This is a genomic window from Brachybacterium fresconis, assembly GCF_017876515.1.
Classification (GTDB): Bacteria; Actinomycetota; Actinomycetes; order Actinomycetales; family Dermabacteraceae; genus Brachybacterium; species Brachybacterium fresconis.
In genome coordinates this window covers 4200449-4218358 of sequence record NZ_JAGIOC010000001.1, presented here as the reverse complement: position 1 = coordinate 4218358, position 17910 = coordinate 4200449, and the positions used below count along the sequence as shown (strand labels likewise).

Below are 17910 nucleotides of genomic sequence, written 5' to 3'. Positions count from 1 at the left end.
TCAGGCTCGGCGTGCGACGCCGGTCACGACGTCGGCCATCACCTCGGCGGCGTCGGTGATGCCGAAGGCGCGGGCGGACTCGGCCATCGCGAGACGGCGCGGTTCGTCCTGCAGCAGCGGGAGCACCTGCTCGCGCAGATGGGCGGCGTCGAGCTCCGCGTCGGGCACCATGAGAGCACCGCCGGCGGCCACGACCTCCTGGCCGTTCAGCGCCTGTTCGCCGTTGCCGATCGGCAGCGGGACCAGCACCGCGGGCAGCCCGACGGCGGTCAGCTCGCTGACGGTGCCGGCGCCGGAGCGGGTCAGGGCGAGGTCGGCGGCGGCGTAGGCGTCCTCCATCGCGCTGACGTACTCCACCACGCGGTAGCCGGGGTGCTCGCGGATCTCTTCGGCCTTGCCGCGGCCGGTGACGTGGAGGATCTGGGCTCCGGCGTCGGTGAAGGCCCCGGCGGCCGCGGCCACGGCGGCGTTCAGCCGCAGGGCGCCGAGGGAGCCGCCGGTGGCCAGCAGCACGGGCCGGGCGGGGTCGAGGCCGAAGCTCGCCACGGCCTCCTCGCGGCGGGCCGCGCGATCGAGGTGGGCGATGCCCTCGCGCATCGGCATGCCGATGCGGCGCGCCCGGGGCAGCGGGGTGCCCTCGAAGGCGGTCAGGACGGCGGCGGCCCGACGGGCGCCGAGCCGGTTGGCCAGGCCGGGACGGCGGTTGGCCTCGTGGACCACGACGGGCAGCCGCGCCGTGGCGGCGGCGAGGTAGGCGGGCGGGCACACGTAGCCGCCGAAACCGGCCACCACGCCGATGCCGCGCTCGCGCAGCAGGGTGCGGACCTGGCGCAGGGTGCCGCCGAAGCGACCGGGGAAGCGCAGTGCGGCGCCGTCGGGACGGCGCGGGAAGGGGACCTTCTCGATCGTCGCGAGCTCGTAGCCGGCGGCCGGGACGAGGTCCGTCTCCAGGCCGTCCGGGGTGCCCAGGACGAGCACCTCGGCCTCCGGGCTGCGGCGGGTGATCTGGGCAGCGGTGGCGAGCAGCGGGGAGACGTGTCCGGCGCTGCCGCCCCCGGCGAGCAGGATGCGGGGCGGGTGCTGGGTGGTCATCGGGTCCTCCGGGACGAGGCGGACGGGGAGGTGCGGCCCGCCCGACGGTTCGCACGCTTCGGGCGACGCGAGCGCTTCGGGCCGCGTGCTCGTGTCGCGCTGCCGGAGCGCGGGGCCGGCTTCGCGCGCTTCGGACGGCTCGAGCGCTGGGCGCGGGACGGTGCGGCGTCGCGCGGGGCGGGCAGCACGCTGATGGAGCGGCGCACCGACCCCAGACGGGCGCTGATCGCCTCGGGCGCACCGGGCTCGCGGCGGGCGAAGGAGATCAGCACTCCCAGCGCCGTCATCGAGGCGAGCAGGGCGGAGCCGCCGGAGGAGATGAACGGCAGCGGCACGCCGATCACCGGCAGCAGCCCGGTGACCACCATCATGTTCACGAAGGCCTGGCCCAGCAGCCAGGCGCTGATGCCGGCGATGGTGATCTGCAGGAAGTGGTCGTCGATGCGGGTGATCATGCGGAACATGAGCAGGGCCAGCACCGTGAACAGGGCGAGCACCCCGAGGGTGCCGATCAGTCCGAGCTCCTCGCCGATGATCGCGAAGATGTAGTCGTCCTCGGCGGCGGGCAGGCGCCCCCACTTCTGGCGGGACTCGCCGAGGCCGACGCCCCACCAGCCGCCCTCCGCCAGGCCCATCAGGCCCTGGTCGGATTGGAGGCAGCTGTCCCCGGGGCAGGTGCCGTGGAGCCAGTTGGTGATGCGGGCCATGCGGTTGGAGCTGGTGATGGTCAGCGCGGTCACGGCCAGGACTCCGGCGACACCGGCGGCCATGAACCAGCGACGCGGCACCCCGGCCACCCACACCGCGGCGGCCACCAGCATGGCCATCACCAAGGTGGTGCCCAGGTCATGGCCGAGGATCACCAGGCCGAGGGCGAGCACCACCCCGGGGAACAGCGGCACGAACAGGTGGAAGGGCTTGTGCAGCAGCGGGCGCTTGGTGGCCAGCAGCGCCCCCAGCCATACGGCGAGGGCGAGCTTGAGGAACTCCGAGGGCTGCAGGGTCTGCCCGCCGATGCTGATCCAGTTGCGGTTGCCGTCCACGGCCACGCCGAGCGGGGTGTGCACGAGCGACTGGAGCGCGATGCCGACGCCGAACAGCGGCCAGGCCGCCTTGCGGTAGAAGCCCGGGGGCAGGCACGCGGCGACGACCAGCAGCACGAGCCCCATGGCGGCGAAGGTGCCCTGGCGCAGCAGGCCCGCGTAGCCGGAGTTGCCGCGGGCGATGTTCAGCACGGCGGTCGAGGACAGCACCATCACGAGCCCCACGCTGATCAGCAGGGCTCCGACGACGATCAGTCCGTAGAAGTCCAGGGCCGGGGACTTCAGCCAGGATCCGACGCCCTCGCGCATGCGGGAGCTGATGTTCCCCAGGGGCTGGTCCTCATCGGGGCGGACGACGCCGGTGGACCGTCGGCCGTCCCGCCGGGTCTCCTCGATCGTCATGTGCTCGCTCCTGGCCCTCGGGTGACGGCCGCCGCGAACAGATCCCCCCGCTCCGCATAGTCACGGAACTGGTCGATGGAGGCTGCGGCCGGTGCCAGCAGCACCACGTCCCCGGCCGAGGCGAGGGATCGTGCGGCCCGCACCGCGTCCTCCATGAGTCGGGAGCGCCCGGCGACGTCGCCAGTGTCACCCGGATCGATCCGACGGACGGGGACCTCGGGGGCGTGTCGCGCCAGGGCGGCGGTGAACGGCCGGTCGTCGGCCCCCAGCAGGACCACGCCGACCAGCCGGTCGCGGACCTGGCCGATGAGCTCGTCGAGATCCGCGCCCTTGGTGTCGCCGCCCGCGATCCACACGATCCGCTCGGCCGCGCGCAGCGAGGCGGAGGCGGCCGCAGGGTTGGTGGCCTTGGTGTCGTCGACGTAGCTGATGCCCTCGTGCGTGGCCAGCAGCTGGGCGCGGTGACTGCCCATCCGGTAGGCCCGCAGGCCGTCGCGGATCGCGACCGCCTGGATGCCGTGGGCGCGGGCCAGGGCCGCGGCGGCGAGGGCGTCGAGCACGACGTGGGGGCCGGCTCCGTGCGGGCCCAGGTGCGCGAGGTCCTCGAGGGTTCCCAGCTCTGCGGCGGAGGTCCGCCGCGCGGTGAGGAAGGCCCGATCCACCAGCATGCCGTCGACGACGCCGAGCTCGGAGAGGCCCGGGGGGCCCAGGGTGAGGCCGACGGCGCGGGCGCCCTCGCGGACGTCGGCCTCCTCGACCAGCTCCCGGGTGGTCGCGTCGTCCGTGTTGTAGACGCAGGCGGTGGCCACGCCTTCGAAGATCCGGCCCTTGGCGCGCGCGTACTCCGCGGCGCCCCCGTGCCAGTCCAGATGATCGGGGCTGACGTTCAGCACCGCCGCGGCCTCGCAGTCCAGGTGCTCGGTCCAGTGCAGCTGGAAGCTGGACAGCTCGATCGCGAGCGCGTCGAAGCCCTCGGGGTCCAGGGCCGCCTCGATCACGGGCAGGCCGACGTTGCCGCAGGCGACGGCGCGCAGGCCCGCGTGCTGGAGGATCGATTCGAGCATGGTGACCGTGGTGGTCTTGCCGTTGGTGCCGGTGACGGCCAGCCAGGCGGGGCCGTCGGCGGCCTGCATGCGTCGGGCCAGCTCGACCTCGCTCCAGATCGGGATCCCGGCGGCGGCCGCGGCGGCCAGCAGGGGCTGGTCGGGGCGCCATCCGGGCGAGGTGACCACGAGGTCGATCTCGCGGTCCTCCGGCAGCGCGCGGGTGTGCTCGGCCCCCAGGCGGACCTCGACCCCGAGGACCTCGAGGACGTCGGCGCGTTCGCGGATCTCGGAGGTCTCGGCGCCGTCGACGACGAGCACGTCGGCGCCGCGCTGCATGGTCTGGTCGGCCACCGCATAGCCGGAGACGCCGAAGCCGGCGACCAGGATCCGCACCCCCGAGACGTCGAGGCCGGGCCAGGGACGGTCCGCGACGGGCCCGCTCATGAGGTGAGCCTCGGCAGGGCGTCGAGGTAGAAGATGCCCAGGCCGACGCCGGCGAGGATGCCGGCGACGATCCAGAAGCGCACCACGATGGTGACCTCGTTCCAGCCCTTGAGCTCGAAGTGGTGCTGCAGCGGCGCCATCCGGAACACGCGCTTGCCGGTCATCTTGAAGCTGCCGACCTGGATGATCACCGACAGCGAGATGAGGACGAACAGGCCGCCGATGATGGCGCCGAGGACCTCGGTGCGCGAGACGATGGTCAGCCCGGCGATCGCGCCGCCGAGGGCGAGGGAGCCGGTGTCACCCATGAAGATCTTCGCCGGTGAGGTGTTCCACCACAGGAAGCCGACGCAGGCGCCGATGATCGCGGCGCACAGCACGGCGACGTCCAGCGGGTCGCGTGAGGCGTAGCAGTGCACCACTCCCCCGGCGTCGAGGTCGACATTGCACACCTGACGCCACTGCCAGAAGGAGATGATGAGGTAGGCGGCGGTGAAGATGATGGTCGCGCCGCTGGCCAGGCCGTCGAGCCCGTCGGTGAGGTTCACACCGTTGGACCACGCCGCGACCAGGAAATTCGCCCAGATCGCGAAGAGGATGAAGCCGACCACGGTGCCGGCGAAGGCGAGATCGAGCCACTCGATGTCGCGGACGAAGGAGATCTGCGTGGAGGCCGGGGTGTTGCCGGTGCCGTCCGGGAACAGCAGGGCGAGCACGGCGAAGGCCGTGGCGACCAGGAACTGGCCGAGCAGCTTCGCGCGAGGGCGCAGGCCCAGGCTGCGCTGCTGGGCGATCTTGAGGTAGTCGTCGAGGAAGCCGACCACGCCGAGGCCGACCATGAGGAACAGCACCAGCAGCACCGAGACGCTCGGCCAGGTCTGGGTGAGCACGTGCGAGAGGCCGTAGGCGAGCAGGGTGGCCAGGATGATCGCGACGCCGCCCATGGTCGGCGTGCCGCGCTTGGTGGCGTGGGAGGTGGGGCCGTCGTCGCGGACGAACTGGCCGTAGCTCTTCTTGACCAGCAGCCGGATGTACAGCGGGGTGCCGAGGATGGACAGGGCGAGAGAGGCGGCTCCCGCGATGATGATCGCGATCATGCGTCGTCCCCTCCGTCCGCCCGTTCCTCGGGCGCCTCATATCGTCCCAGATGTTCGATCAGGGGGCGTGCGATCTGCCTCAGTCCGGCATCCCGGGAGGACTTCAGGAGCACCACGTCTCCGGGGGCCAGGGTCTGTTCCAGCACGGTGATCGCCTCGTCCACGGTGTCGAGGTACTCGGACTCCCCACCGAAGCTGCCCTCGAGGCTGGCCCCGTGGTGGATGGGGGCCGCGCCGTCGCCGATCACGTACAGCTGCGAGATGTTCAGCCGCACCACGAGGCGGCCGATCCCGTCGTGCAGGGCGACGGAGTCCGGTCCCATCTCCAGCATCTCGCCGAGCACGGCGACGGTGCGGCGGCCGCGCCCGAGGTGGGCGAGGGTCTTCAGCGCCTGGCGCATCGAATCGGGGTTGGCGTTGTAGGCATCGTTGATCACCAGCACGCCCCCGGCGCGCAGGGCCTCCATCCGCTGGCCGGAGGCGAGCTTCGCGCCCTCGAGCGCGGCGGCGGCGGCCGCGGGGTCCACTCCGGCGCTCAGCGCGGCGGCCAGCGCGGCCAGGACATTGGCGGCCTGGTGCTCCCCCATCAGATCGGGCCGGACGGCGAAGCGGCCGGCCGTGATCGGGGTCCCGCCCAGGGTCCGCAGACCCTCGGGGACGACGAGGGTGAAGGCGACGCGGGCGTCGTCGTCGAGCGTGAGCTCCTGGCCGCGCACGTCGCCGGCGGTGAAGCCCCAGGTCAGCACCGGGGCGCTGCTGCGCTCGGCCATCGCGGAGACCAGACGGTCCTCGGCGTTCAGGACGGCACGGCCCGCGGGCGTCAGCGCCTCGACCAGCTCCCCCTTGGCGCGGGCGATCGCCTCGATGCTGCCGAACTCGCCGAGGTGGGCGCTGCCGACGTTGAGGACGAGGGAGATGTCAGGGCGGGCGATGGAGGTCAGCTGGGCGATGTGGCCGATGCCGCGCGCGCCCATCTCCAGGACCAGGAAGCGGGTGCCGGTGGTGAGCCGCAGCACCGTCAGCGGCAGACCGAGCTCGTTGTTGAAGCTGCCGGCGGGCGCGATCGTCTCGCCCGTGGTGCGCAGGATCGTGCCGAGCAGGTCCTTGGCACCGGTCTTGCCGGCGCTGCCGGTGATCGCGAGGACCACCAGCTCGGGGTTCTCTCCCCGGGCGCGCTCGAGCTGGGCCCGGGCGAGGTCCCACAGGGCGGTGCGGACGTCGCCGACCAGCACCGCCGGGACGGTCGTCTCCCGCGAGACGAGGGACAGCGCGGCTCCGGCCTGCTGGGCGGCGGCGACGTACTCGTGGCCGTCGACGTGCTCGCCGGCGAAGGCCGCGAAGAGGTCCCCGGCGGCGACGTCCCGGGAGTCGATCCGGGCCGTCCCGGTGACGAGCTCGTCACCGGTGGCACCGGCCACCAGGTGCCCGCCCGTGATGTCGGCGATCTCCCGTGCCGTGATCTGCAGCATGGTCAGCGTTCTCCGTCCGTGTCGTCGTCGCCCGCGCCGCCGGGGCCGGCCAGCGCGGTGCGCAGGCGGAGACGGTCGTCGAACGGATGGACGATACCGCCGATCTGCTGCCCCGTCTCGGCGCCCTTGCCGGCGACCAGGATGGTGTCGGACACGTCGGCCAGATCGGCGGCCAGATCGATCGCCGCCCCGCGCCCGTCGACCTCGTGGACCTGCGCGTTCGTGTCCGCCGGGATGCCCGAGCGGACGGCCCCTCGGATCGCCGCGGGGTCCTCGGTGCGGGGATTGTCGTCCGTGACGATGACCACGTCGGCCAGGCGGGCGGCGACCTCTCCCATGGCGGGGCGCTTGCCGCGATCACGGTCGCCGCCGGCCCCCATGACGACGAGCAGCCGACGGGTGCCGGGCACGTCGCGCAGGGTGGTCAGGGCCTGGTCGAGGGCATCGGCGGTATGGGAGTAGTCGACGACGCCGCGGATGGGAGTGCGGGCGACCAGCTCCATGCGGCCGGGGACGGTCCCGGCCTCGCCGAGGGCGCGGGTGACCTCGGGACCGTGCCGGCCGATACCGGCCAGCAGCAGCTCGGCGGCCAGGGTGTTGGCGACGTAGTGGCGTCCGGGCAGCGCGGCATGCAGCGTCCGCGTCCCCTCCGGGCCGTCGACGGTGAAGGTGCTTCCGTAGCCTTCGGGGACGATCTCGCGGACCCTGTGGTCGGCCTCGGCGTCGGGGGCGGTGGTGTAGGTGGTCACGGGAACGCTCGCCTCGCGGGCCAGGCGACGACCCCACTCGTCGTCGACGCAGACGATGCCACGCGCGGAGTGCTCCGGGGTGAACAGAGCTCGCTTGGCCTCGTAGTACGCCTCCATGGTGCCGTGGAAGTCGAGGTGGTCCTGGGTGAGGTTGGTGAAGCAGGCGACGTCGAAGACGACCTCGTCGGCCCGGTGCAGGACCAGGGCGTGGCTGGAGACCTCCATCGAGGCCACCTGGACCCGGTCCTCGAGCATGCGGGCGAGGATGCCGTGCAGCTCGGGGGACTCCGGAGTGGTGCGGACGGTGCCGATCGCGTGCTCGTCGCCGTGGGCGTCCCGGTAGCTGGTGCCGCTGGTGCCGATCATGCCGGCGGCGACGCCGAGGGCGTCCAGGGTGCGGGTGACGACGGTGGTCACCGAGGTCTTGCCGTTGGTGCCGGTCACTCCGATGGTGGCCAGGCGCTCGGCGGGTCGGCCCTGGACCAGCGCTGCGGCCCGGGCGGTGGCCTCGCGCGGGTCGGCGACGACGAGGGCCGGCAGTCCGGCGTCCCGGCAGCGCTCAGCCCCCGTGGGGTCGGTGAGGGCCAGCACGGCTCCGCGGGCGCTCGCCTGGGCGGCGAAGTCGGCGCCGTGGGCGTTGGCCCCGGGCAGGGCGCACCAGAGGTCCCCGGGGGCGACGCTGCGGGAGTCCAGGGTGACCCCGGTGACGGTCAGGTCCCTCGAGGGGGCCTCGGCCCCGAGGGCGATGGCGAGGGCTGCCCCGGCCGCGCCGAGGGGGCGGCGCGGCCGGGGCGGCTCGGCGGCGGGATCGCGCTGCGTGCTCATGAGGCGCTCACCACTCGTTCTCGAGCTCACGGCCGGGGACTCCGGTCGGCGGGATGCCCTGGTTCTGCAGGGTGAACGTCATCAGCTCGGAGAACGCCGGGGAGGCGGCACGGCTGCCGGAGATGAAGGAGTCCAGACCGAAGACGAACACGCCGATCACGATGTCCGGGTCGTCCGCCGGGGCGTAGCCGATGAAGGAGGCGGTGTAGGTGCCGTCGGCGACCTGCGCGGTGCCTGTCTTGCCGGCGGTGGCGTAGCCGCTCACCGCGGCGCGGTCCTTCTCCTCGTCGACGTCGTTGTCCATCAGGGACCGCATGGTCGCGGCGGTGTCGGAGGAGATCACCCGGGTGCTCTCGGGCTGGCCCGCGGGCCGTACGGTGCCGTCGTCCTGCCGGACCCCGGAGACGAGGGAGGGCTGGACGCGCACGCCGTCGTTGGCGAAGGTGCCGACGGCGGAGACCATCTGCAGAGCGTTGACGTTGTAGCCCTGGCCGAAGGCGGTGGTGTAGCGGGTGCGGCCGTTCCAGTCCTCGGGCGGGTGCACGGTGCCGGCGGACTCTCCGGGCAGCTGCACGCCGGTCGGCTCCCCGAGTCCGAAGGCCCGCAGGTAGTCGTACCGGACCTGCGGGGTCATCTCCTCGGCGATCTGCACGGAGCCGACGTTCGAGCTGTGCTTCAGCACGCCCGCGAGGGTGAGCTGCTGGTCCGGGTGGTGGTGGGAGTCCTTGACGCGCTCCCCCTCGAAGTACTGCTCGTAGGGGATCTCGTACTCGGAGTCCATGGTCGCCGTGCCCTCCTCGAGGGCGGCGGCGAAGGTGAACAGCTTGCCGGTGGAGCCGGGCTCGAAGACGTTCGAGATCGACCGGTTTCCGAGGTACTCGTCCTCCTTGGGGGCGTTGGGGTCGTAGGAGGGGTAGTCGGCCAGGGCCAGGACCTCACCGCTGTGCGAGTTCAGCACGACGGCGCTGCCGCCCTCGGCGCCCCACTTGTCCACGGCCCCGGCGACGATCTGCTGCGCCTTCCACTGCAGGTCGCGATCGATGGTCAGCATCAGGTCGCTCCCGTCGACCGCGGGGGTGGTGTGCTGCGTGCCGGTGGGGATGATCTGACCGCCGGCGCCGCGCTCGTAGGTCCGCTCGCCGTCGGTGCCGCTCAGCGCGTCGTCGTAGGAGTACTCGATGCCGGCCAGGGGGGCGCCGTCGGCACCGACGAAGCCGAGGACGTTGCCGCCCACCGATCCGGACGGGTAGATGCGGTCGGCGACCCGGTCGGCGCCGATGCCCGGGATCTTCAGCGCCAGGGCCGCGTCGCGCACCTTGGGCTCGACGTTCTTGGAGAGATAGAGGAAGCCGCGATCGCCGGTCAGCGCCTTCTCGGTGTCGGAGACGGACCAGCCCAGTACGGGGGCGAGCTCCTGGGCGGCGGCCTCGATGCCCGTGGGGCCCTCGTCCTCGCCCTGGCGGTACTGGTCGACCTGCTTCTGGTTGACCCACAGGTCGTATCGCTCGACGGAGCTGGCCATCGTGGTGCCGTCGCGGTCCAGGATGTCGCCGCGCAGAGCGGGGATCGAGCGGGTGACGGTGCGCTGCTCGATGGCCTCCTGGGCGCGAGCGCTGGCGTCCAGGCCCTGGACCCAGACCAGTCGCCCGGAGATCATCAGCACGGCCACCAGGATCATGCAGATCAGCAGACGGTGGCGGACGTGCGGCACCCCGACCCGGGACGCCGCCGACCGGGTGCCTCTGCCCGGGCGGGTGCTGCCGCCGCCGCCGCGGGGGCGACGCGTGCCCCCGGTGGACCGGGTGGTGCGGGACCGCGCCATGGTCAGGCTCCCTCGTTGCCCATGCCGTGGTAGGTGGTGGGCTCGTCGTAGATCTCAGCCGGCGGGACGGCCTTCTCGGCCGGAACGTCCGCGAGCTCCGGATTGACCTCAGTCTGCTGTGCCGGGGACGTCTCGCCGAGGATCTTGCCCGTGTCGAGGTCGATATAGGCCGGATCGGTGACCGGGACCATGCCGATCTCGCGCGCCTGGCGCTCGAGCGACTGCGGGGTGCCCAGACGCTCGTTGGTCTCCGAGAGCGCCTGCTTCTCCTCGGTCAACCGCTGGGACTGGCTCTGGAGACGGGTGATCTCGTAGCTGGTGTCGGACATCTGGATGTTCAGGTACAGCAGCGCGGCCAGGGCCGAGACCACGATCAGGGTGCACAGGAGGGTGAACGGCATCGACCCGCCGGCGGTCCGCGGCGACGAGACGACGGTCAGGCGCGGCCGAGGGACGGCGGAGGATCGCGGTCCGCGGACGGGGCGGACCGCGGGGGCGTGAACGGCTGACGTGCTGGCCATATCAGTGACCTCTCCGGGCGGGACGGGTACGGGTGAGAGCGCGCAGGCGCACGGAGGCGGCGCGGGAGTTGGTGTCTCGTTCGGCGTCGGCGGCCTTCAGGGCACCGCGCACGAGCGGGGTGAACGTCGGCAGGTGCTCGTCGAGCTCGACCGGGAGTCCGGGCGGGGCCGAGGAGTGGGTCCTGCGTGCGAAGGCAGTCTTGACCAGGCGGTCCTCGCCCGAGTGGTAGGACTCCACGACGATGCGTCCGTCGACGTGCAGGCAGTCGAGAGCGGATTCGAGTGCGGAGGCGAGAATCTCGAGCTCCTCGTTCACGGCGATCCGCAGCGCCTGGAAGGTGCGCTTTGCGGGGTGCCCGCCGGAGGCCTTGGAGGCGCCCGGGATCGCCCGGTCCAGCAGGGCGACCAGCTCGCCGCTGCGCTCCAGCGGCGCGGTCTCGCGCTGCTCGACGATGCGGCGAGCGATGCGGCGGGCGAAGCGCTCGTCGCCGAGGTCGTGGAGGATCCGGGAGATCTCCGCCTCGGGCAGCTCGCGCAGGAGGTCCGCGGCCGTGGGGCCGTCGGAGTCGGTGTCCATGCGCATGTCCAGCGGCGCGTCCGCCGCGTAGGAGAAGCCGCGATCGGTGGTGTCGATCTGGAAGCTGGACAGCCCCAGATCCATCATCACGGCGTGGGCGCCGGGCAGGTCGAGGGCCGCCAGCACGTCGCGGATCTCGTCGTAGGTGGCGTGGACGAGGGTGGCGCGGTCGCCGACGCCCTCGCGGTCCAGCCGCTGCCGGGCCAGCTCGAGCGCCTGGGGGTCCCGGTCGATCCCCACCAGCTGCGCCTGGGGAGCGGCGCGGAGCACGGCGGCGGCATGCCCGCCCATGCCCAGGGTGGCGTCGACGTAGATCGCGCCCGCCTCCTGGAGCGCGGGCACGAGCAGCTCGACCGAGGTGGCGAGCAGGACCGGGACGTGCCGGTCGTGGGCCGGCGGGCCGTCCGTCGTCTCGTCCATGTCCCCCCTGTCCTGGGTCGTTCCTGTGCTGCTGGCGGGAACAGATCTCTCCGCTCCCCTCGGCTCCGCTGTCCGGCTGCGGCGCCGCCCTGTCAGATTCCCCGTCGTTCCCGACCCGCCACCGGGGAAGTTGCATCGGGGCGGGAACGACGAGAGGTCTCACAGGACGGATGTCCCTCGAGCCGAGCTCAGAACAAGCCGGGGACCACCTCCTCGGAGGTCTCGGCGAAGCCTTCTTCCTTCTGTTCGAGATAGGTCTCCCAGGCCGGGAGCGACCAGATCTCGAGTCGATCGAGAGCGCCGATGACGGCGCACTCCCGGTCCAGATCCGCGTATCCGCGAAGGTGGCCCGGGATGGTGATGCGGCCCTGCTTGTCCGGGATGACGTCCTCCGCTCCGGACAGCAGCACACGCAGGTAGTCGCGGGTGCGCCGGTCGGTGGTGGGCGCCCGACGGGCCTCCTCGAGCTTCTGGCGGAACTCGGCGAGCGGGTACACGGCGATGCAGTGCTCCTGCCCACGAGTCATGACCAGTCCCGAGGCGAGCTCGTCGCGGAACTTGGCCGGGAAGATCAGGCGCCCCTTGTCGTCGAGCTTGGGCGTGAAGGTGCCGAGAAACATCCAGGCCCTCCTTCACTCGCCGAGACTCGCGATCCGAAACCCATCTCCTCCCAACGCGCTCCACTTTACCCCACTAACCCCCACACAGGGCTACCGAATCGGCGAAATCGCCGCAGATGGCATGCGTCACCGCAGGTCAACACGGTGGTGGACAGTGGGGGGATTTCCACGCGCGGCGCGTCGGCAGCAGGCCTCAGACGGAGTCACCGGTCGGTCTGCGAGCCCTCTCCCCGCGACAGCCCGGAGAACTTCGCAGGTCACAGCGTTTCAGGGGGCCGCGGAGGTCTGGCGGGGATGGAGGTGGAGGGTCAGGGAGGGATGGGGTGGAGGGAAGTGGGGATTCTCGGGGAAGTGGTCGGCACGACGGCTCGCGCAGCGCGTCGGACGGGCCGGATCGCCGCACGAACCGTGCGGTCGGCCAGGGCTCCAGCCGTCCGGGTCGACGCGGATCCCGGGGAGGACGGATCACCGGCGCCTGGCCACCGATCGCGGGCGGACGGCGGGGATCACTCGGGTCCGGCGACCGATCGCGGGTGGCCGGCGGGCGCGAAACCCGGGCCCGGGCACGACGAAGCCCCGGCTCGCGGGAGCCGGGGCTTCAGGGTCGTGGTGGTGACGGGCGCGTGATGCCGCGTCGGCGAGACCGCCTCAGAGGCGCGGGTCGTCTCCGGAGCGCTTCTCCCAGCGCGCCTCGAGCTTGCTCATGAAGGTTCCCCCGTCGTCGCCCCGCGGGGTGCTGGGGCCGCTGCCCCCACCGCCGCCGCCCCCGGAATCGGAGGGGCCCTCCTGCGAGGAGGAGCTCGGGGTGGTCACCGCGTAGACGGCACCGGCGAGCATCCCGATGAAGGCGATGACGCCGAGCCAGATGGCGGGCAGCGAGACGGCCAGGATCAGCACTCCGAGGCCGACGACGACGCCCCCGAGGCCGATCGCGATCCGTCGCCCGCTGCGCCGACGATTCTTGGTCGGCGCGAACGCGCGCGCGAGCCGTGGATCGTCAGCGAAGAGCTGACGCTCCATCTCGTCGAGCATCTTCTGCTCATGGTCAGACAGCGGCATGATTCCCGCTCCTTGTCCCCGGTCCTCTCGCGCTGGTGGGCGCACCGACCGCCGATCGTGGTCCGGAGCCCCCATCGGCGTTTCCCCCAGTTTAGAGCCACTTCCTGAGTAATGGGAACTCCGACCGCGAAGCATCACACGAGCGGGCGGCGCCTCAGGGCCGATCCTGGTCGGGAGAGGGCGGGGAATCCCCGCGCGGTGCCGCTTCCGGGGCCCCCGAAAGGGTGGACCCGCGGCTGAGGCTCGTGGTCCCGAAACGGTCCACGGCGCGGTCCATCGCCGCTTCGAGATCTCGCCATTGCCCCGACCGGACGGTCAGCTCGTGCTGGTACGGGGTCGAGGCCTCGGGCTCGAGGTGGGTGGCGCGCACGCCGGCCAGTCGGATGCGGTGCAGGCCGTGGCTCTCCCGTTCCCACAGAGCCACCACGTGCTCGCGCAATCGCTCGCCGCTCGCCGTCGGCTGGTCCAGGGTCGAGGAGCGGGTGATGGTGGTCCCGTCCGGGCTGCGCAGCTTGAGCACGACCGTGCGGGCGACGAGCTCGCCGCGGCGCAGCTGCCGGGCGACGTCATCGGCCATCACGGTGATGTTTCGGCGCACCTGCGCGGCGTCGGTGAGGTCCTCGTCCCAGGTGCGTTCGGTGCCCAGGGACTTGTCGCGCACGCGGTGTCCCAGACCTGTGCGGTCGTTGCCCGCGGCGAGCTGGGCGATCTCCGACGCACGCGGACCGAGCGCGCGGGCCAGGGCGGATGCGGGGATCTCGCGGATCTGGCCGATGGTGTGGACCCCGATCCGTTCGAGGGCGGCGACGGCCTTGGGTCCGATCCCGGAGACCGCAGAGACCGGCAGCGGGGCCAGGAAGTCGGCCGTCTCCGCCGCCGCGACGATCAGCTGACCGTCGGGCTTCGCCCGCGCCGAGGCGATCTTGGCGACCGCGCGGGAGACCGAGCCGCCCACGGAGCTGGGCAGATCCAGCTCCTCGCGGATCGTCCGTCGCAGCAGGGCGGCGATCTGTTCGGGCTCCCCGAACAGTCGCCGCGCGCCGCGCACGTCGAGGAAGGCCTCGTCGATGCTGATCTGCTCCACCTCGGCGACCACCGATCCGAGGATCTCCATCACCCGGGCGGAGGCCTCGCGGTAGTGGGCGATCCGGGGCGGGACGATGACCAGGTCCGGGGCCAGACGCCGCGCCGAGGCCATCGGCATCGCCGAGCGGATCCCGCGGGTGCGGGCGGGATAGCTGGCGGCGGCGACCACGCCGCGGGCCCCGGCCCCTCCCACCACGACCGGCAGGCCCTGCAGGCCCGGGTCGTCGCGCACCTCGACGGAGGCGAAGAAGGCATCCATATCCAGGTGGAGGATCCCGGGGATCTCCGGGGAGGACTCCGCGCCCATCCGTGCGTGCATCGGCACCTCCTTCGTGCTGGCACTGTACTCGGCGCGGCACGGCGCGAGGCCCGCCCGGGATGCGTCATCCGGCCAGGGAGATGACGTGATCCGGGAGATCGGCGAGCAGACGCCGGGAGACCTCGTCGAGGTGCTCCGCCGTCTCCCGCAGATGCTCGCTGAGCAGCTGCGGGTCGGGGTGCGCCGAAGGGTCGCGGTCCAGTCGCGCCCGCTCCGCCACCAGCGGGGGCAGGGCGCTCGCCCGCTCGGCCTCCGCGCCGCCGAGCTTCTCCAGCGCCGTCCAGACGTTCAGCGGGAGCCGGCGCCGCCGATCACGGTTGGCTCGGGCGACCAGGATCCCCGCACCCCGCAGCGCCGACCGGTGCACGAGCTCGAAGGCCTCCCGCGGATCGTCGGCGGCGGCCTCACGTCCCCGGCGCAGCAGGTCGCGGGCCCGGTCCAGATCCGCCTGGTCCTGGTCCAGATGCGCGAGTCGCAGCCGGAGGCTGCGCCCGTCGGACGGGAGCTGACCGGCCCGCCCTCGCCGGCGGGACGTGGTGGTGGTCATCGCTGGTCCTCCTTCCCCGGGCCCCGCCGCCCGCACGAGCTCGGGACCGCCTCGACTGCTGATGTCCCTCACGCTAGGTGCGGGGTCCGACAGACGAACGGGGCAGGCCGTCGGTGGGGACGGTCAGGGGGTGGGGAGGATGGGCATGGCGCCGTCTGCGCCGTCGCGACGTCCGTCGGCATCACGTCTCCTGCCGGCACTCACGTCTCCTGCCGGCACCGCACGTCTCCTGCCGGCACCGCGCCTTTCCCCGGCGTCGCGTCTTCTAGAGTGGAACGATGCCCCGACGCGCGCGTGTCCGCCACGCCCCCTTCGAGCACCTCGGTCCGCTCGATACCGCCCTGCCGATCTCGACGGGGACGGCCCGCCTCACGCTCGAGAACGACGGCTCCGTCCTGCTCGAGGTCAACGGTGTGCCCTCCTCGCACCTGCACCCGGATCCCGAGCATCTGGTCTTCGAGTACATGCGGTGGATGCTGATCGCCATCGACCAGCACCTCGGCCCCGTCGTGACCGGCCCGTCGACGAGCGGGCGCTCCGGGCCCCAGCTCGCCCATCTCGGCGGGGGCGGCTGCTCGCTGCCCCGGGCGATCGCGGCGAGTCGTCTCGGCTCCCGACAGATCGTGGTCGAGCTCGACGAGCTGCTGGCCGATCAGGTCCGCGTCTGGTTCGACCTGCCGCGCTCACCGCAGCTGCGCCTGCGGATCGAGGACGCCCTCAGCGCCCTGGCCTCCTGGCGGGAGGACCGCTTCGATGTCCTGGTGCGCGACGTGTTCTCCGGGGCGACGACGCCCGCCCCGCTGATCTCCCGCGAGGCTGCCGAGCACGCCGCTCGGGTGCTGAGGCCCGGTGGGCTCTACCTCGCCAACTGCGCCGCTCCCCCGGGAACGGGGCTGATGGCCGATGAGGTCGCCACCCTCAGCTCCGTCTTCGTCCACGTCGGCGTGATCGCCGAGCCGGCGCATCTGTCCGGCAAGCGGCGGGGCAACTGCGTGCTCCTGGCCTCCGACCGGCCTCTGCCCGAGGGGATCGACCGCGACCTGAGGTCCGACGCGGTCTCGGTGCGGCTCGCGCAGCCCGCTCAGGTCCAGGCGCTGGCGCGTGCGGGCAAGGTGCTCACCGAGCGCTGAACCCGCCGGCTCGGCCGCCGTCGGCGGCGGGCCACCCCTGGACGACGACGGACCGGGCAGGAGCATCTGCTCCTGCCCGGTCCGTGATATCTCGGAGAACCCGGGATCAGAGGGGGCGGACCTGCTCGGCCTGCGGGCCCTTGTCTCCCTGGCTGACCTCGAACTCCACGCGCTGGCCCTCATCGAGGGCGCGGTAACCGTCCATGTCGATCTTGCTGTGATGCACGAAGACGTCAGCGCCGCCTCCGTCGATCTCGATGAATCCGTAGCCCTTTTCGGCGTTGAACCACTTGACCGAGCCCTGTGCCATACCTGTCACCTTCTGTGTCGTCCATCAACGATCGCGGTACGCGATCGCGGCGCCGCGTGAAGCCGTCCCCCGCCGAGGCGGGTGGCGTCAGGTGCAAGCCGTACTGCTGTGCCGAGGCACCTTCGACGGACTGTCCTGCTGGACCTGCATCACCGCAACGCCGCCATTCTGTCACGGCAGTGTCCTCGTTCACACGCCGATCGGCGATCAGCGGTCACGAAGCAGTAACAACTCGTCGCAGGACGCACCGCCCACGGGATTCCCGGGGCCTACCAGGAGCGCGGATCGTCCGGACCGTCACCGTCGTGATCGGCCAGGAAACGTTCGAAGTGCTCGCCGATCTCGTCGGCCGTCGGCAGATCCATCGTGGTCGCGAGCGACGAGGCGTCCTCGCCCTCGCTCAGGGAGTCGTACTGCTCCTCGAGGGCGGTGACGATCTGGCGCACCTCGTCGTTCTGCGCGAGCGTGCCCTGCAGGGCGACGGTCGCCGCATCGGTGAGGTCGCCGAGGTGGACCAGCGGCAGGTCGAGGCCGGCGGCGTCGCTGACCCGGCGCAGCAGGGCGAGCGCGCCGGCCGGGAAGTCGGTCCGCGTGAGGTAGTGCGGGATCTGCGCGGCGTAGCCCATCGCCGGATGGTCGGCGCGGCCGAGCTCGTGCTCCAGCAGCGCGCCGAAGGCGGCCGGCACCACGATCTCGGCGGCCTCCTCGCTGTCCGCCGCCGGGGCGGTCCCCGGCGCCGGCGTCGGCCGGGACCCCGGCCGCCCCAGCAGGGACGGGTCGTTGGCGTGGGCGATCAAGCCGATCGGGCGGGTGTGCGGGACCGCCATGGGCACCGCCTGCATGCCCACCACGCGCTCGACGTCGAAGAACTCGACCAGATCGATGAGCGCCTCGGACAGGCGCCGCCACTGCAGGTCCGGCTCCGGTCCGTCGAGGAACAGGAACGGGCGATCGGCCTCGTCGTACATGAGGGACAGGGTCAGCTCCGGAATGTCGACGCTCGCGTAGGAGGTGCCGTCGAACACAGCCTGCGGGCGGGACCCGCGGTAGTCCAGCAGCTCGTCCATGTCGAAGGTGACCAGCCGCAGGTGGCGCAGTTCGTCCCGCAGGTAGGTGGAGGCGATCCGGCAGGCGCTGCCGGCGTCGACCAGGCCCGGCAGGGCATGGACCAGGGTCAGTCCCGTGCGAGGGACCGCGGCCAGCACCTCGGCGTCCTCGAACCGGTACAGGTCACGTGGGTCACGCATCGGCGTCTCCTCCCTCGTGGCCGGCCAGATGTCGGGGTCCGGATGGCACGCGCACCCAGGCCCGTCCACCATAATGGACCACCGT

At 72.4% G+C, this 17910-nt stretch carries 16 protein-coding genes; 1 reads left to right on the top strand and 15 read right to left on the bottom strand.

What is annotated here, in order from left to right:
• The 13 genes from murG to JOF44_RS18645 all read right to left on the bottom strand — a co-directional run bounded on the left by murG (position 1) and on the right by JOF44_RS18645 (position 15138).
• A complete protein-coding gene (gene murG, locus JOF44_RS18705) occupies positions 1-1092 on the bottom strand; it encodes an undecaprenyldiphospho-muramoylpentapeptide beta-N-acetylglucosaminyltransferase (protein ID WP_209895023.1) in 1092 nt (363 codons plus the stop codon).
• The gene (gene ftsW, locus JOF44_RS18700) at positions 1089-2537 is read right to left on the bottom strand and encodes a putative lipid II flippase FtsW (protein ID WP_209895021.1); all 1449 of its coding nucleotides are present in this window, start codon (positions 2535-2537) and stop codon (positions 1089-1091) included. The genes murG and ftsW overlap by 4 nt, the downstream gene beginning before the upstream one ends.
• Positions 2534-4027 (bottom strand): UDP-N-acetylmuramoyl-L-alanine--D-glutamate ligase, encoded by a 1494-nt coding sequence (gene murD / locus JOF44_RS18695; protein WP_209895019.1) that lies wholly within the window; start codon positions 4025-4027, stop codon positions 2534-2536. The genes ftsW and murD overlap by 4 nt, the downstream gene beginning before the upstream one ends.
• Positions 4024-5124: a phospho-N-acetylmuramoyl-pentapeptide-transferase gene (gene mraY, locus JOF44_RS18690; protein WP_209895017.1), complete on the bottom strand. Its 1101-nt coding sequence runs from the start codon at positions 5122-5124 to the stop codon at positions 4024-4026. Before mraY ends, murD begins: the two co-directional genes overlap by 4 nt.
• A complete protein-coding gene (locus tag JOF44_RS18685) occupies positions 5121-6593 on the bottom strand; it encodes a UDP-N-acetylmuramoyl-tripeptide--D-alanyl-D-alanine ligase (RefSeq protein WP_209895015.1) in 1473 nt (490 codons plus the stop codon). The genes mraY and JOF44_RS18685 overlap by 4 nt, the downstream gene beginning before the upstream one ends.
• A gap of 2 nt (positions 6594-6595) precedes the next feature.
• A complete protein-coding gene (locus JOF44_RS18680; protein WP_209895013.1) occupies positions 6596-8167 on the bottom strand; it encodes a UDP-N-acetylmuramoyl-L-alanyl-D-glutamate--2,6-diaminopimelate ligase in 1572 nt (523 codons plus the stop codon).
• Between the two features lie 7 nt (positions 8168-8174).
• Positions 8175-9989: a peptidoglycan D,D-transpeptidase FtsI family protein gene (locus tag JOF44_RS18675; protein ID WP_209895011.1), complete on the bottom strand. Its 1815-nt coding sequence runs from the start codon at positions 9987-9989 to the stop codon at positions 8175-8177.
• Positions 9990-9991: 2 nt separating this feature from the next.
• A complete protein-coding gene (ftsL, locus tag JOF44_RS18670; RefSeq protein ID WP_245349015.1) occupies positions 9992-10390 on the bottom strand; it encodes a cell division protein FtsL in 399 nt (132 codons plus the stop codon).
• A 121-nt stretch (positions 10391-10511) separates the two neighbouring features.
• Positions 10512-11507, bottom strand: a complete 996-nt coding sequence (gene rsmH, locus JOF44_RS18665) for a 16S rRNA (cytosine(1402)-N(4))-methyltransferase RsmH (RefSeq protein WP_209895007.1) — start codon at positions 11505-11507, stop codon at positions 10512-10514.
• 188 nt (positions 11508-11695) lie between these two features.
• On the bottom strand, positions 11696-12127 hold the full coding sequence (gene mraZ / locus JOF44_RS18660; RefSeq protein WP_076810555.1) for a division/cell wall cluster transcriptional repressor MraZ: 432 nt from the start codon (positions 12125-12127) through the stop codon (positions 11696-11698).
• A gap of 648 nt (positions 12128-12775) precedes the next feature.
• The gene (locus tag JOF44_RS18655) at positions 12776-13186 is read right to left on the bottom strand and encodes a DUF3040 domain-containing protein (protein ID WP_209895005.1); all 411 of its coding nucleotides are present in this window, start codon (positions 13184-13186) and stop codon (positions 12776-12778) included.
• A gap of 154 nt (positions 13187-13340) precedes the next feature.
• Positions 13341-14591 carry a DNA polymerase IV gene (dinB, locus tag JOF44_RS18650; protein ID WP_209895003.1) on the bottom strand — a complete coding sequence of 417 codons (1251 nt, stop codon included), beginning with the start codon at positions 14589-14591 and terminating at the stop codon, positions 13341-13343.
• Between the two features lie 64 nt (positions 14592-14655).
• Complete coding sequence (locus tag JOF44_RS18645; RefSeq protein ID WP_209895001.1) at positions 14656-15138, bottom strand: SAV_6107 family HEPN domain-containing protein; 483 nt, start codon at positions 15136-15138, stop codon at positions 14656-14658.
• A gap of 278 nt (positions 15139-15416) precedes the next feature.
• Here JOF44_RS18645 and JOF44_RS18640 point away from each other — a divergent pair, with 278 nt between their 5' ends.
• Positions 15417-16268 (top strand): spermidine synthase, encoded by an 852-nt coding sequence (locus JOF44_RS18640; RefSeq protein WP_209894999.1) that lies wholly within the window; start codon positions 15417-15419, stop codon positions 16266-16268.
• 106 nt (positions 16269-16374) lie between these two features.
• Here the strand turns inward: JOF44_RS18640 and JOF44_RS18635 are convergent, their stop codons facing one another.
• On the bottom strand, positions 16375-16578 hold the full coding sequence (locus JOF44_RS18635; protein ID WP_010551414.1) for a cold-shock protein: 204 nt from the start codon (positions 16576-16578) through the stop codon (positions 16375-16377).
• 269 nt (positions 16579-16847) lie between these two features.
• Positions 16848-17825: a proteasome assembly chaperone family protein gene (locus JOF44_RS18630; RefSeq protein ID WP_209894997.1), complete on the bottom strand. Its 978-nt coding sequence runs from the start codon at positions 17823-17825 to the stop codon at positions 16848-16850.
• Between the last annotated feature and the right edge of the window lie 85 nt (positions 17826-17910).